The organism is Thioalkalivibrio sp. ALJ1 (assembly GCF_000745395.1).
GTDB lineage: Bacteria > Pseudomonadota > Gammaproteobacteria > Ectothiorhodospirales > Ectothiorhodospiraceae > Thioalkalivibrio.
On sequence record NZ_KN050684.1, the window covers coordinates 127,200 to 142,498 of the forward strand.

Genomic DNA, 15,299 nt, shown 5'->3' on the forward strand with positions numbered 1-15,299 from the left:
TTATCCCTCCCGCGCCACGGGGTCCGTGGGCGCCTCGGCTTCCTCGTTCAACAGGGTCTGGATCTCGGGTCGGCAGGAGCCACAGTTGGTCCCCGCCTCAAGGGCCGAACCCACGGCCTCGCAGGTGGCCAGCCCCTGCTCGCGGATCGCAGTGCGGATGCGCGTCTCGTCCACGCCGAAGCAGGCGCAGACCATGCGCCCGCGCGCGGCCTGGCCGTTCGGTGGACGCCCGGTCAGGAGCGCCATGCGATCGGTATCGCTGATCGTCTCGGCCGCGAACAGGCCGGCCAGCCACTCGCGCTCGGGCAAGCCCCGGTCGGGGCTCGCGAACAGCACGCAGGCGAGCCGCCCTTCATGGATCCGCGCGGCGCGGTAGCGCCCCCCGGCGGGGTCGGCGAACTCCAGCCATTCCCCCGGCCCGTCCAGGCGTTCGCGCCACGCATCCATCGTGGGCAATGCGCCCCGCCCGGCCAGTTCGGTGCGCAGGTGTCGGGGACCGCGGGCGGTGACCGCATAGTCCGCCTCCGGCGCGGCGATCGGCTCGCGGCTCAGCACGAAGCCGTGCCAGTCCAACATCGCCGGGCGCACAGCCACGGCCGTGTGCTTGAACGCCGGCTGGCCGGAGACCGGGTCGACATGCGCGGGCACCAGCGCATCGACCCGGGCGAGCCGCGCGATCGGACGGCTCCAGTGCATGGGCACGAACACGCTGCCCGGGCGCTGCTCGCGGCTAGTCTGTACCCGCGCCAGCAGGCGTCCGTGGCGACTGGTCACCTCGGCGAGATCGCCGCCCTGGAGACGGAACAGCCCGGCATCCACCGGATGGATCTCGACGAACGGTTCCGGCTGATGCGCGCTCAGGCGCGGGGTGCGTGCGGTGCGGGTCATGCTGTGCCACTGGTCGCGGATGCGGCCGGTGTTCAGGCGCAGCGGATAGTCGGCAGCGACCGGGTCGGTCGGGGCCTGCGGAGTCACGGCCGCGAGCCGCGCCCGGCCATTGGCGGTGAAGAAACGGCCATCGGCATAGAGGTGTTCGGCGCCCGTCCGACTCCCCGCCGGCAGCGGCCACTGCACCGGCTCCAGGGCCTCGTACTCGGCGTCGGACAGCCCGGCCAGGGCGCCGATATCGAAGTCGCGCGTGCCGTGGTTCTCGAAGGCGGACAGCGCCGCATGCTCGCGGAAGATTTCGCTCGGGCGGGTGTAGGGAAAGGCGTCGGCGAAACCCAGCCGCTGCGCGACCCAGACCAGCGCCCACCAGTCGTGACGGGCCTCGCCCGGGGGCGCCCGGAACGGGCGCTGGCGCGAGATGCGGCGCTCGGAGTTGGTTACCGTGCCGTCCTTCTCGCCCCAGGTAGTCGCCGGCAGCAGGACGTCGGCCACCCGCGTGGTCTCGGTCTCGCGCACGCAGTCGGAGACCACGACCAGCGGGCATGCGGCCAGGGCCTGCTCGAAGCGCGCGGCCTCGGGCAGGCTGAACAGCGGATTGGTGCCGATGATCCAGACCGCCTTCACCTGCCCCGACTCGACCGCACGGAACAGGTCCAGCGCCTTAAGCCCCGGCTGGCGCGCGAGGGTCGGTGCGCCCCAGAAACGCCCGACCCGGTCCAGGGCCGCGTCGTCGAAGCCCATGTGGGCGGCCAGCTGGCTGGCCAGTCCGCCGACTTCGCGCCCGCCCATCGCGTTCGGCTGGCCCGTCAGCGAGAACGGGCCCATGCCCGCGCGCCCGATACGGCCGGTGGCCAGGTGCACATTGAGGATCGTCCCAGCCTTGTCCACGCCGCTGTCGGACTGGTTGATGCCCTGGCAGAAGGCGGTCACGGTGCGCTCGGTACGGGCAAACCACTGGAAGAACGTCGCCACGTCCTCCGGCTCCAGCTCGCAGGCCTCTGCCGTCGCGGCGATCGATGGGCTGGAGGCCCGCGCGGCCGCCAGGGCATCGGCGAAGCCGTCGACATGGCGCTCCAGGAAGCCGGGGTCCAGCGCATCCTCCCGGCGCAGATGGTCCAGCAGGCCGTTGAACAGCCAGCCATCCGTGCCCGGCGCCAGCGGCAGGTGCAGGTCGGCCGCCTGGGCGGTGGCCGTGCGCCGCGGGTCGATCACCACCAGCTTCATATCCGGGCGCGCCGCGCGGGCCGCCTGCAGGCGCTGGAACAGGACCGGGTGGGCCCAGGCCATGTTGGAGCCCGTGACCACGACCAGATCCGCCTGCTCGAGGTCGGTATAGCTCCCGGGCACGCCGTCCACGCCGAAGGTGCGGGTGTGGGCGGCCACGGCCGTGGACATGCAGAGGCGGGAGTTGGTGTCGATATTGGCCGAGCCGATGAAGCCCTTCATCAGCTTGTTGGCGACGTAGTAGTCCTCGGTCAGGATCTGCCCGGAGACGTACAGGGCGACCGCATCCGGCCCGTGTGCCGCGATGGTCTCGCGAAAGCCGTTCGCCACATGATCCAGCGCGGCCTCCCAGTCGACACGCCGCCCGCCGATCTCCGGGTGCAGCAGCCGGCCCTCGTCGCCGAGGGTCTCGGCCAGTGCCGCGCCCTTGGAGCACAGGCGCCCGGCATTCGCCGGATGGGCGGGATCACCGCGCACCGCGACCGGAAACTCGCCGCCCGGCGTCGCGGTCACCTCCACGCCGCAGCCCACCCCGCAATAGGGGCAGGTGGTGCGGGTCACCGGCTCAGCCGTGGCCATCTCAGCCCGCCTCGCGGCAGGCGACCGGTGCCGCAGCGGAATCGTCCGCGGAGTGGGCCGTGGCACCGGAGAGGTCCAGCCACACCTGACCGTCGGTCACCCGGATCGGGAAGGCATGGGTGCAGCCACTGTCCGCCCCGGTGGCCTCGCCGGACTGCAGGTCGATCACCCAGTTGTGCAACGGGCAGGTCACGCGCTCGCCGTGGACGATGCCCTGCGACAGCGGCCCGCCCTTGTGCGGGCACTGGTCGCGCAGGGCAAACACGCGGTCATCCGCGGTGCGGAACACGGCGATGTCGCCGTTCGGGCCCGCCACCACGCGGGCCCCCAGCGGCGGGATGTCCTCGAGCGGACAGATCGCAAGCCAGCTCATGCCGACACCCCCTGGCGCGGGGCCGCGTCCACCGGCTTGATCGGGATGAACTCGTGCGCCGCATTTCCGGCGGCGCGTTCGGCCCAGGGGTCCACCTGCGCCACCTCCTGCGACTCCAGGAAGCGGGCGTACAGCGCCGCGCGGTTCTCGGCGTCGTCCACCAGGCGTTCCTTCACCCGGGTCAGCCCGACGCGCTCGATCCACGGGGCGGTGCGTTCCAGGTAGCGCGCGTCTTCGCGGTAGAACTGCATAAAGGCCCCGGCGTATTCGAGCACCTCGGCCTCGGTCTCCACCTTGCAGAGGAAGTCGGTGGCGCGCACCTTCACCCCGCCGTTGCCGCCCACGTGCAGCTCGTAGCCCGAGTCCACGCAGACCACGCCCAGGTCCTTGATCGTCGCCTCGGCGCAGTTACGCGGACAGCCGGAGACCGCCATCTTGAACTTGTGCGGGGTCCAGGAGCCCCAGGTCATCCGCTCCAGCTGGATGCCGAGCCCGGTCGAGTCCTGGGTGCCGAAGCGGCACCACTCGGAGCCGACACAGGTCTTCACCGTGCGCAGGGCCTTGCCGTAGGCATGGCCGGAGACAAACCCGGCGGCGCCGAGATCGCGCCACATCGCCGGCAGGTCGGCCTTCTTCACCCCCAGCAGATCGATGCGCTGGCCGCCGGTGAACTTGACCGTGGGCACCTGGTACCGCTCAGCCACCTCGGCAATCGCGCGCAGCTCGTCCGGCGTGGTCACCCCGCCCCAGATGCGCGGCACGACGGAATAGGTGCCGTCCTTCTGGATGTTGCCGTGCGCGCGCTCGTTGATAAAGCGCGACTGGGCGTCGTCCTGGTAGTCCTTCGGCCAGGCCGCCAGCAGGTAGTAGTTGAGCGCCGGACGGCAGACATGGCAGCCGTTCGGGGTCTTCCAGTCGAGTGCCTCGAACACCGCGTCCATGGTCTTCAGGCCGTCGCGGGCAATGGCCGCACGCACCTCGTCGTGGCTGTGATCGGTGCAGGCGCAGACCGGCTTTTTTGCCGGGGCGTCGGAGTAGTCGCCGCCCAGCGTGGTGGCAAGCACGGACTCCACCAGCCCGGTGCAGGAGCCACAGGAGTTCGACGCCTTGGTGTGGGCGCGCACGTCCTCCAGCGTGAACAGCTTGTGCTCGCTGATCGCCTGGACGATCTCGCCCTTGCACACGCCATTGCAGCCGCAGATCTCGGCCTCGTCGGGCATGGCTGAGACCCGCGAGGCCTCGTCGCCGTGACCGGAGTCGCCGATATGCGCCTGGCCGAACAGCAGATTTTCGCGGATGTCGGCCACCGGCGTTCCGTCCCGCATCAGCTGGAAGTACCAGGAGCCGTCCAGGGTATCGCCGTACAGCACGGCCCCCTGGATGCGGTTGTCCTTCAGCACCAGGCGCTTGTAGACGCCGCGCGCGGCATCCTTGAACACCAGGTCCTCGGTGTTCTCGTCGCCGGTGAAGTCGCCGGCGGAGAACAGGTCGATCCCGGTCACCTTCAGCTTGGTGGAGGTCATCGAGCCCTCGTAGCGCCCGATGCCGTACTCGGCCAGGTGGTTGGCGCAGACCTTCGCCTGCTCCCACAGCGGGGCGACCAGGCCGTAGGTGGCGCCACGGTGCTGCACGCACTCGCCGACCGCGTAGATCGACGGGTCATAGGTCTGCATCGTGTCGTTCACCACCACGCCGCGCTCGCAGTGCAGCCCGGCGGACTCGGCCAGCGCCGTGTTCGGGCGGATGCCGACCGCCATCACCACCAGATCCGCCTCGACCTCGCTGCCGTCGGTGAAGCGCACGCCGGTGACGCGGCCCTCGCCCAGGATCGTCTCGGTCTGATGCGCCATGCGAAAACGCATGCCGCGCTCCTCCAGCGAGCCGCGCAGCATCCCGGCGGCCTCGGCATCCAGCTGGCGCTCCATCAGGTGGTCCATCAGGTGCACCACGGTGACCTCCATGCCCTGGCGCATCAGCCCGTTGGCGGCCTCCAGGCCCAGCAGGCCGCCGCCGATCACCACCGCATGCTGGTGTGCGCCGCTGGCGGCGAGCATCGCGTCCACGTCGTGGATGTCGCGGAAGGCGACCACGCCCTCCAGTTCGTGCCCCGGCACCGGGATCATCACCGGGTCGGAGCCGGTCGCCAGCAGCAGGCGGTCATAGGGCGCCTCGGTGCCGTCCTCGGCGATCACCCGCCGGTTCACGCGGTCGATCCGCTCGATGCGTCGGCCCTTGTGCAGGGTGATGCCGCGTTCGGCATACCAGGCATCGTCGTTCAGCATGATCTCGTCGACGGTCTTCTCCGAGGCCAGCACCGGCGAGAGCATGATGCGGTTGTAGTTGCCCCAGGGCTCGGCACCGAACACGGTGATGTCGTACATGTCCGGCTTGAGCTTCAGCAGCTCCTCGACCGTACGCATCCCGGCCATGCCGTTGCCGATCAGGACCAGCCGCGGCTTCTCGTTCGCGGTATCCATCACGCGGCCTCCGACTCGGGGTTCTTGTGGCGCTCGTGGAGAAAGCGCAGCACCTCGGCTCGGTAGTGGTTGTATTGCGCGTTGTCGGCCATCACCAGGCGCTCGCGCGGCTTCGGCAGGTCGATCTCCAGGATCTCGCCGATGGTCGCGGCCGGGCCGTTGGTCATCATCACGATGCGATCGGACAGCAGCACCGCCTCGTCCACGTCGTGGGTGACCATCAGCACGGTGTTGCCCAGCTCCGACTGGATGCGCATCACCTCGTCCTGCAGGTGCGCCCGGGTCAGCGCATCCAGCGCACCGAAGGGTTCGTCCATCAGCAGGACCTTCGGCTCCATCGCCAGCGCCCGGGCGATGCCCACACGCTGCTTCATACCGCCGGAGATCTCGTCCGGGCGCTTGTCCAGCGCGTGGCTCATGCCGACCATATCCAGCGTCTGCAGGATCCACTCGCGGCGCTCGGCGGCGGACTTGGTGCCCTTGAAGGTCTTGTCCACGGCCAGCGCCACGTTGTCGCGCACGGTCAGCCAGGGCAGCAGGGAGTGGTTCTGGAACACGACACTGCGATCCGGACCCGGCTTGCTGACCTCCTTGCCGTCCAGGATCACCGCGCCGGTGCTGGTCTCCAGCAGCCCGGCGACGATGTTGAGCACCGTCGACTTGCCGCAGCCGGAATGGCCGATGATGGAGATGAACTCGCCGCGGTCCACGTGCAGGTCGACGTCGCGCAGCACCTCGCTGGCCGTCGGGCCTTCGCCAAAGGTCTTGTGGACGTGTTCGATGGAGAGATAGCTGGTCATGATGATTCTCCTGTGAGGGGCCGGATCAGCCGGCCTGCGTGCCGCGGGTGACCCATTTGCCGACGATCGCGACCAGACGGTCGAGGAAGAACCCGACCAGGCCGACGTAGACCAGGGCCAGCACGATGTCGCTGAGCATGGAGGCGTTCCAGGCATCCCAGATGAAGAAGCCGATGCCGACCCCGCCGATCAGCATCTCGGCGGCGACGATCGCCAGCCAGGCGAGGCCGATGCCGATGCGCAGACCGGAGAAGACATACGGCGCGGCGGCCGGGAGCATGATCTTGGTGAAGTACTCGAAGCCGTTCAGGCGCAGCACGCGGGCCACGTTCACGTAGTCCTGCGAGATGTTCCGGATGCCGACCGAGGTGTTGATGATGATCGGCCAGATCGCGGTGATAAAGATCACGAAGATGGCCGACGGGTTGCTGGCCTGGAACGCGGCCAGGGAGATCGGCAGCCAGGCCAGCGGCGGCACGGTGCGCAGCACCTGGAACAGCGGATCCAGCCCGCGCATCGCCCAGGTGGACTGGCCGACCAGCACCCCGAGACCGATCCCGGCGACTACCGCCAGGGCGTAGCCGTAGGCCACACGTTCCAGACTGGCGAGCAGCTGCCAGGCCATGCCCACGTCGTTGCCGCCGTAGTCATAGAACGGATCGATGATCAGTTCCCAGGTGTCGGTGATCACCTGACTCGGGCCGGGCAGTACGGCTCCCTGGGAGGACGTCATCATTTCCCACAGAAACAAAAAAATCGCGGTCACTATCACCGGGGGCAGGACCACGGTGGCGGCGTGGCGCATACGCCGGCCCCAGAGCCCGGGGTCGGGCGGCGGGGCACCGCCGGACCGGTCCGACGGCGGGGCGGGGCGGGCCACTGGGTCTGTGGGGGTCGCCGCTGCCGCCGGGCGTTCGCGCCCGGCGCCGAAGGTCATATTGCGATCGAGAATGGCACTCATCATCGAATCCTCTTGAATCGTCTGTGCAGGGGGCGTCGGGCCTTCGCGTCAGGACGCGAGCGCCTTGATCTCCAGGCTGTCGAGGTAGGCCTGCGGGTCTTCCGGGTCGAAGATCTTGCCGTCGAAGAATTCCTCCTTGCCGCGCGAGGTGGAGTCGGGGATGTCGGCCGAATCGATGCCAAGCGTGTCGGCCGCCTCGCGCCAGATGTCCTCGCGGTTGACCTCGTCCACCAGGGCCTGCATGTCGAGGTCCGGCGGCAGGTAGCCCCAGCGGATGTCCTCGGTGAGGAACCACAGGTCGTGGCTCTTGAAGGGATAGGAGGCCTGATCGTTCCAGTAGCGCATGCGATCGGGGTGGTCCTCGACCACGCGGCCGGTGCCGTAGTCAAAGTGCCCCTGCATGCGGTCGATGATGTCGCCGTACGGGGCATGGATGTAGCGCCGGCGCGAGCAGATCTCGGCGACCTCCTCGATGTTCGCCGGGTCCTCGCAGTACATCTGCGCCTCCATCACCGCCATGACCAGGGCGCGGGCCGCGTTCGGGTTCGCCTCCACCCAGTCCGCGCGCATGCCCAGCGCCTTCTCCGGATGGTTGTGCCAAAGCTCGCCGGTGGTGTTCGCGGTGTAGCCGATGCCCTGGTTGATCAGCTGCATGTTCCAGGGCTCGCAGACACAGAAAGTGTCCATCGAGCCGACCCGCATGTTGGCGACCATCTGCGCCGGCGGCACGACGATGGTGGAGATGTCGCGGTTCGGGTCGATCCCGCCGGACGCCATCCAGTAGCGAATCCACAGGTCATGGGTGCCGCCGGGGAAGGTCATCGCCGCGCGGACCTCGTCGCCGCCGGCGCGCTTCTCCGCCAGCGCCTCCTTGAACTCCCCGGTATCCAGGCCGACCTTCAGATCGGAGTACTCATCGCCCACCGAGATGCACTGCCCGGCCAGGTTCAGCCGCGCGAGGATGCTCATCGGCGTACCGCGACGATGGATCAGGTAGGGCATCGGGGTCAGAATGTGCGAGCCGTCGATGCCGCCGCGGCGCGAGCCCAGTTCCAGGTTGTCGCGCACCGTGCCCCAGGAGGACTGCTTCAACACCTGCACGTCGGGCATGCCATGGGCGGCGAAGAAGCCCTTCTCCAGCGCGACGAACAAGGGCGCGGCATCGGTCAGGGCAATAAAGCCCAGCTTGGCCTCGGTGGTCTCCGGCTTGCCGTTGCCGGCTCGGACGTAGCCCCAGGGCGCGGCGCCGGCCATGCCCAGCGTGGTCGCCCCGATACCGGCGGCAAGGCCCCCCAGAAAGCGGCGGCGTGAGATTCCGTTACTGCGATCGTTCGATTTCATTGTCTTGTTGCTCCCCATGGCCAAAAACGAAAAAAGGCGTCGCATCAGCCCGACCGCTTTCGCAGCCGAGTGATGGACGCCTTTGTCCAGTCCCACGGGAGTCCCGGGCATCGGGACCCCCTGTTGTCAGGCGGCGAACCGCCATTGGCTCGCCTTGCCGATACTCCTGCAGGAGGTGTGCCAATTAGCCGTTTCTAATCGACCCCGACAGAAACAATCGCGCCATGGCGCGGAAAAATCGGATGGTTTCGAACATCGGGCCGAACGCTTGCGGGAAGCCCGAAGGCCAGAAGCCGACCCCGGAGGCACCAGCGTGGGGCGCGCCAGCGGTGCAGATGACCTGAAATAGTGCGTCAGTGAGATAATCCCCGTAGGAGCCGCCTTGGCGGCGAAGCCCCTGCCAGAGGTGGACACTGTGGACACTGGCAGGGGCTTCGCGGGCAAGCCCGCTCCCACAGAGGCGCCGCCCAGCGGCATCTCTTTCCCGGGGAATGGGCTACAGGCCGCCCTTGCCCAGCAGGTCGGACATTGCGACGGTCGCCTCGGCGACCTCGGCCAGTCGCCGGTTCTGGTTCATCGCCGTCTGGCGCAGAAGCTTGTAGGCCTGGTCCTCGCTGAGGCCGCGGTGTTGGATCAGAAGCGCCTTGGCACGTTCGATGGTCTTGCGCTCGGCCAGGGCCTGGCGCGCCGCCTGCAGTTCATCCTCCACGGATTGCAGGCGGCTAGCCTGGCGTTGCACCAGGTCCATCACCGAATGGCCGACGATCGGTACGTCGAGCACGCCGTCATCCCCGTCGCCCTGGGGCTCCAGCCCTTCCGGGGCGCCGAAGAACACGGCATAGGGCACGCTGTCACGCAGTTCCGATTCGGCGAGCTGCGCGATGCGGTCGCGCACCGCACCCAGATCGGCCCGGTCCGCCTCGATCCGGGCGGCACAACACTCGTTCAGATGCATCTCCAGCAGGTCCTCGATCTCCTTCATGGTGTCGATGCGTGCGGTGGTACAGGCAAACCAGGCCTCGGCCCGGGCTGGATCCGGCGTTCCATCGGCCTGGGTGCAGGCCTGGCGGCGCAGGCGTTCGACCTCGGGCGCGAAGCCCGCACCCTGCAGCTCGCGCCAGGCGGCACAGGCCGGCTCCGGCGCGAACTCGGAGAAGATGCGAAACGAACGCTCCTGGGCATCAATACGATGCAACAGGGCCTGGCGAAGCTCTCCGGCGAATCCCCCTTGACCAAACCCGGCGGCACCGATCGCACGTTCCTGGCCCGCCAACTCCTTGCCCTGCATGAAATTCAAAAGCGCAACCAGGGCCCGCGAGACCTCCGGATCGGTGGCCGAATCCGCTGCCTCGAAGACCACCGCGAGCAAGGTACGGATCAGTTCGCTGAAGCTGCGCATAGCCTCCATCGGGGTCAGGGTCCCCTCGAATACCTCCTCGCGCAGACTTGGCAGCCCCGAAAGGCCGTGCAGGGCCAACGCCATACGCCCCAGAAGACGGCTGCGAGCATGGGCGCAGGCACCCGGCTTGAGCCAGCCACCCAGTTGGCCATTAAAGCCCGCCGCCGCCACGTCAGAATCTTCCCGGTACTGCGCGAGCTCGTCCGCGTAATGTTGCCCGCCCGAGCCGATCCACAGACTGGAGGCGCCCCGTTCACGCTGCAGCTGGTGCACCAGGGCGCGGATCAGTCCAACCAACTGCACGGCTTCCAGCAGGCGCTCCAGGCTCACAACCTCGCACTTGCGCGAAGCCACCAGGAAATCGCCGATGGTCTCGTCCAGGGGGGTATTCGAAGTCATGCGCGTGTTCCGTGACAGGTTCACAGGAACCAGCAAGCATGCAATGTGCCAGGTCGAATGACTGGCACCGGGTGGGTACAGCAAACGGGCGGGGCGTCACACCCCGCCCGGGTCGGAATTCGACCGGGTCAGAAGCTCATGGAGCGATCAAACTCGGCGACGGCCTGGACGTAGTGGCCCATGCCGGCCATCTCGGCGTTCGGCAGGAAGTTGTGCTCGCCGACGTCGCGACCCTTGGCGCAGGCCTCGCAGGCCCAGAACGGGACGCCTTCACTCACCAGCGAATCCACGATGTCCTTCATCGCCGGCATGTTGTGGCCGACGATCTTGTCGTACACGTTGCGGTTGGCGATGTTCACGGCCTCGCCCTGCAGCCAGACGGTCACGTCGTGGCCCTGCTGCTTGGCGACGTTCGCGGCGATCATGCCGAGGGTCGCGCGGGTGGGATCGTCGGTACCGGCGGTGACAGCAACAATAAAGCGCATGGGACTCTCCTTGGTCACGTCTCAAAGTCACAGGAACCGTAGCGATCTGCAACCGTGTCGTCGAGTTCCCACTAGCGCAGTGCGTCACTCTATCGGGTCTGCGCGCCGCTCCAGTCAGGGCGCGTCTTTCGGCTCGATACTCATGCGGTAGAGCTTGAAAGCCATCAACAACCAAGGAACGGCGTGCATGATCAAGTCGAAGATGTCCAGCGGGCGTGTCAGCTCGCCCTGGAAGAGCCAGCGAATCTTCTCGACGATGTGTGGTTCGGGAACATAGGGTGACAACCCGAGGGTCGCCACGAACACAGCGAACAGCCACAACGGCGTCCGATCGACCCAGGCTACGAAGGCTTTCATGGCGCGCATCCTACCTGAAGCGCCTCTCGACTTGCGACTACCCCCGCGCCGACCTAGAATTCGCCCTGCTTCAGGGGAGTAGCGACCCGGGTGTTCAGGGAGTACCTGACCTCACCGGGGTCTGCATCAACAGATTTGATCGGCCGCCTGGTCGACCGTGGTGCAGACAGCCCCGCCGCCGATGCGGCACCGGGCCCCGCGAGACCCGTGGCGTTGCGTCAACATCCTTGGCCGGGTGGGGACGCGATGTCACGTGTCTTGCAAACCCACCCGGCCCGGAAGAACGCCATGGAAGCCCTGCTCGTCTCCACCGTGATCGTCGCCATCGCCGAGATGGGCGACAAGACTCAACTCCTGGCCCTGCTCCTGATCTGCCGCTACCAGCAGACCTGGCCCATTATCTGGGGCATCGTGGTAGCGACCCTGGCCAATCACTTCCTCGCGGCATTGGCCGGGATCTGGATTGGCACCAGCGTTCCGGACGACTGGCTGCGCTGGGGGCTGGGTATCGGTTTCATCATCATGGCCGCATGGGTGCTGATCCCGGATGGCGAAGACGAACTACCCGCCGCCTCGAAGCACGGCGTGTTCTGGACCACCACTGTGCTGTTCTTCCTGGTGGAGATGGGTGACAAGACCCAGGTGGCGACCGCCGCCCTGGCCGCGACCTTCGACAGCCTGGTCCTCGTCGTGATCGGTTCGACCATCGGCATGGTCCTCGCGAATGCCCCGGTCGTCTGGCTGGGCCAGCGCTTCGCCTGCCACCTGCCGCTGCGACTGCTACGCGCGCTCGCCGCCCTGCTGTTCTTCGCCCTGGGTCTCGGGATCCTGCTCGCCTGGGTCTGAGGGCGACACTGAAGTCAGCGGAGCCTCGGCGTGCAGCGTCTTCTGACCCAGCCAGATACGCCGCACCAGGCGCGGCAGCAACAGCAGCAGGGCCAGCACCGCCAACACGGCCAACCCCAGCTGCACGCCGCTATCGGCGCCGGCGGCCATCTCGCGCGTGGCATGCCCCAGCCAGGCATAGGCGAACAGGCTGGGCATCAGTGCCAGCACGGTGGTCAGCGCAAACACCGGCAGCGGCAGACGCACCAGGCCCAGGGCGTAGTTGGTGGGCGCGAACGGAAACACCGGCACCAGCCGGGTCAAGGCCACTACCCGCCAGCCTTCGGCCTCTACATCCGCGCGCAGGCGGTGGCTGCGCGCGCCCATGCGCGGGACCAGCCACGGCTGCAGCCAGGTGCGGGCCAGCATGAAGGCGATGATCGCCGCCAGGGTGGCCGCCAGCAGGCTCAAAGCGCCGCCGGTGAAAGGCCCGAACAAGGCCCCGCCCAACAGAATCCAGAAGGTACTGGGCAGTGGAAACAGCGCTAGCACCATAAACGCCAGCACAAACACCAGATAGGCAGCTGCACCCCAACCGCGCAGCCAGGCCTCCACCTCGCCCAGCGGGAACCCGAGGCTGGGCCACTCCGTGGTCAGCAGAATCCAGCCCACCGAGATCACGGAAAGGACCGCGGCGACCGCCAGCCAGCGCTTGTGATGGCGCATCCTCATGAGGCTCCACCCGACGCGGCGCTCCCGGGCAGGGCATCGTCCCCGCGCAGGCGGTCCAGGCGTTCCGCCAGTGCGCGTTCAGTACCCTCGTGGCGCGGGGTATAGAAACGTTCCGACTCCAGCCCCTCCGGCAGATACACCTGCCCGCGCGCAAAGCCGTCGGGTTCGTCGTGATCGTAGCGGTAGCCGGCGCCAAAGCCCTCCTCGCGCATTAGTTCAGTCGGGGCGTTACGCAGGTGCAGCGGGACGTCCGCGCTACCGCTGTCGCGGATCGCCGCGCGCGCGCCGTTCAAGGCGGAATAGGCGCTATTGCTCTTGGGTGCGGCGGCCAGTTCGATCACCGCCTGCACCAGGGCCAGATCGCCCTCCGGCCGGCCCAGGCGCTCCATGGTCTGCCAGGCCGCCAGCACCCGCGCCCCCAGGCCCACGGCGGCCAGTCCGATGTCCTCGTAGGCCATACGCAGCAGGCGACGGCCCAGGTAATCCGGGTCGCAGCCGGCATCCAGCATACGGGTCAGCCAGTACACGGCTGCGTTCGGATCGGAGCCGCGCACCGATTTGTGCAGGGCCGAGATCTGATCGTAGAAGGCGTCGCCCTGGCGATCGAAGGCCAGAGACTGCGCCCCCATCACCGCGCGCAGGGCGTCGCCCGTAATGGCGCCTTCACGCGCCAAGTCGGAGGCGGTCTCCAGCCAGTTCAGGGCGCGCCGGGCATCACCGTCGGCGGCCCGTGCCAAACGCTGACGTTCTTCCGGGTCCAGGGTCAGGCCGCGCCCACCCAGGCCGCGCTCCGGGTCATTCATCGCGCGTTCGATCAAGGCCTCGATGGCCTCAGGACCAACCCCGCCCATGCGATAGACCCGTGCCCGCGACAGCAACGCACTATTCAGAGCGAACGAGGGGTTCTCGGTGGTCGCGCCAACAAAGGTCAGCGTCCCGTCCTCGATATGCGGCAGCAGGGCATCCTGCTGGCCCTTGTTGAAGCGATGGATCTCGTCAATGAACAACAGCGTCCCGACACCATTGCGCCGCCGCGCCTTGGCGGCCTCCACCACGGCGCGCACATCCTTGACCCCGGCGAGCACCGCGGACAGCGTAACCAGCCGCTGCGCACCGGCGGCCGCGACCAACCGCGCCAGCGTGGTCTTGCCGCACCCAGGCGGACCCCAGAGGATCATCGACGGCGTCTGGCCCTGCTCGATCGCCTGACGCAGCGCAGCGTCGGGGCCGACCAGGTGGTCCTGGCCGAGCATCTCGTCCAGCCGCGCCGGACGCATGCGCTCGGCCAGCGGCGCGGACGGGTCGGGGCCCGCGGGGGACGGCTCCGGTTCGGGTTCGGGCGATGCCATGTCCGGATCCGGGCCGAACAGATCGCCATCGAGGGAATCGCTCATAACGGAGATTGTAACCCTTCGGGCGAAAACCCTTTTTTCACCACGAAGCGCACGAAGGCACGAAGAAGGTCAAGGCCGGATTGCACCACGGAGGGCACAGAGAACACGGAGAAGAGCTGGTGTTGGCGTTGGGAACTCCACAACAAAAAGGATGTACGAATGCTCCGGCCGGAATGACAGCGTGCAGGGCGTCCGTCCAGACACACCATGACGGATGGTCCGGCGTTGTGGGGAGTTCGGGGTTACACCAACGTCGTTACGTGGCCCGGGCCGTCGGGATTCAGACCAAAGCGCCACACTTCCAGCGCCCTCCTTGCAGTCTCCCCACCTTCCTGTAAACGCCCTTGACCTTCTTCGTGCCTTGGTGAGCTTCGTGGAGAATAACCAGGGCGCGGGCTTGGTTACGGACGGTAGATGTCGGTGCCGGACGGCGGTTCGAAGGTGAAGATCGCGGGGTCGAGATCGGCGTTGCGTTCGGTTGCATGGAAACGGATCTCGGTCGTCTGCCCGAAGATGTCGCGGAAGGCCATGCGGGTCAGGTCCCCATCGGGGGTCAGATCGAGGTCGAGGCTGGTGAAGTCCGCCTGCTCGTTCCGCGGGATCAGCACCAACCGCAAGGCCGCGCCATCCGGCACTGGACGAAGCGACATACGGAAGTGCTCGTCGAGGCGTTCCGGCTGGGTGATCGCGGCGATCGGGGTCGCGTCAAACGCATCGCCCAGCGGGCGCACCGTAGCCTGCGACAGGTCCGGGTCGTACATCCACAGGTCCTGACCGTCGGAGACGATGGTCTGCGGGAAGGGTTCGGTCACCTGCCAATGCAGGCGATTGGGCATGCCGAGCTGCATCTGCCCGTCGGACTCTTGCAACACGTAGCCGGTCTCATCGCGCACCGTTTGCGTGAATTCGGCCGAGAAGGTCTCCAGCCCATCAACAAAGCGGTCCAGCGCGGCGCGCGCATCCGCCGCCGGCTCGGCCGCCGATGCGGCGCCGACGATCAGGGAGGCCATGGCCACCAGGGCCAGCAACAGGCGCGAAGAAGAACGAGACTTCATGCGAACTCCG

General features: G+C 67.8%; 13 protein-coding genes. 1 reads left to right on the top strand and 12 read right to left on the bottom strand.

What is annotated here, in order from left to right:
- The 9 genes from F462_RS02975 to F462_RS03015 all read right to left on the bottom strand — a co-directional run bounded on the left by F462_RS02975 (position 1) and on the right by F462_RS03015 (position 11,283).
- A complete protein-coding gene (locus F462_RS02975; protein WP_038051439.1) occupies positions 1 to 2,691 on the bottom strand; it encodes a nitrate reductase in 2,691 nt (896 codons plus the stop codon).
- A 1-nt stretch (position 2,692) separates the two neighbouring features.
- Positions 2,693 to 3,064, bottom strand: coding sequence for a nitrite reductase small subunit NirD (gene nirD, locus F462_RS02980; RefSeq protein ID WP_038051442.1), 372 nt, complete (start codon positions 3,062 to 3,064; stop codon positions 2,693 to 2,695).
- Entirely contained in the window at positions 3,061 to 5,541 is a 2,481-nt protein-coding gene (nirB, locus tag F462_RS02985; RefSeq protein WP_038051445.1) for a nitrite reductase large subunit NirB, read from the bottom strand. Before nirB ends, nirD begins: the two co-directional genes overlap by 4 nt.
- Entirely contained in the window at positions 5,541 to 6,341 is an 801-nt protein-coding gene (locus tag F462_RS02990; RefSeq protein WP_019626341.1) for an ABC transporter ATP-binding protein, read from the bottom strand. The genes nirB and F462_RS02990 overlap by 1 nt, the downstream gene beginning before the upstream one ends.
- Before the next feature lie 25 nt (positions 6,342 to 6,366).
- Complete coding sequence (gene ntrB, locus F462_RS02995; RefSeq protein WP_018141853.1) at positions 6,367 to 7,302, bottom strand: nitrate ABC transporter permease; 936 nt, start codon at positions 7,300 to 7,302, stop codon at positions 6,367 to 6,369.
- A 48-nt stretch (positions 7,303 to 7,350) separates the two neighbouring features.
- On the bottom strand, positions 7,351 to 8,643 hold the full coding sequence (locus F462_RS03000; protein WP_018141854.1) for an ABC transporter substrate-binding protein: 1,293 nt from the start codon (positions 8,641 to 8,643) through the stop codon (positions 7,351 to 7,353).
- 496 nt (positions 8,644 to 9,139) lie between these two features.
- A complete protein-coding gene (locus tag F462_RS03005) occupies positions 9,140 to 10,441 on the bottom strand; it encodes a nitrate regulatory protein (protein WP_018141855.1) in 1,302 nt (433 codons plus the stop codon).
- A gap of 128 nt (positions 10,442 to 10,569) precedes the next feature.
- On the bottom strand, positions 10,570 to 10,926 hold the full coding sequence (locus F462_RS03010) for a DsrE family protein (RefSeq protein ID WP_017941855.1): 357 nt from the start codon (positions 10,924 to 10,926) through the stop codon (positions 10,570 to 10,572).
- A 114-nt stretch (positions 10,927 to 11,040) separates the two neighbouring features.
- Positions 11,041 to 11,283: a hypothetical protein gene (locus F462_RS03015; protein WP_018141856.1), complete on the bottom strand. Its 243-nt coding sequence runs from the start codon at positions 11,281 to 11,283 to the stop codon at positions 11,041 to 11,043.
- A gap of 288 nt (positions 11,284 to 11,571) precedes the next feature.
- Here F462_RS03015 and F462_RS03020 point away from each other — a divergent pair, with 288 nt between their 5' ends.
- Positions 11,572 to 12,129: a TMEM165/GDT1 family protein gene (locus F462_RS03020; protein WP_038051450.1), complete on the top strand. Its 558-nt coding sequence runs from the start codon at positions 11,572 to 11,574 to the stop codon at positions 12,127 to 12,129.
- On the opposite strand, the gene F462_RS03025 is transcribed toward F462_RS03020, so the two are convergent.
- From F462_RS03025 to lolA, 3 genes are all read right to left on the bottom strand, one after another.
- Positions 12,064 to 12,840: a TVP38/TMEM64 family protein gene (locus F462_RS03025; protein WP_026181661.1), complete on the bottom strand. Its 777-nt coding sequence runs from the start codon at positions 12,838 to 12,840 to the stop codon at positions 12,064 to 12,066. The genes F462_RS03020 and F462_RS03025 overlap by 66 nt on opposite strands.
- Positions 12,837 to 14,234: a replication-associated recombination protein A gene (locus F462_RS03030; protein WP_038051453.1), complete on the bottom strand. Its 1,398-nt coding sequence runs from the start codon at positions 14,232 to 14,234 to the stop codon at positions 12,837 to 12,839. Before F462_RS03030 ends, F462_RS03025 begins: the two co-directional genes overlap by 4 nt.
- A 401-nt stretch (positions 14,235 to 14,635) precedes the next feature.
- Entirely contained in the window at positions 14,636 to 15,289 is a 654-nt protein-coding gene (lolA, locus tag F462_RS03035) for an outer membrane lipoprotein periplasmic chaperone LolA (RefSeq protein WP_018141860.1), read from the bottom strand.
- Positions 15,290 to 15,299 lie beyond the last annotated feature (10 nt).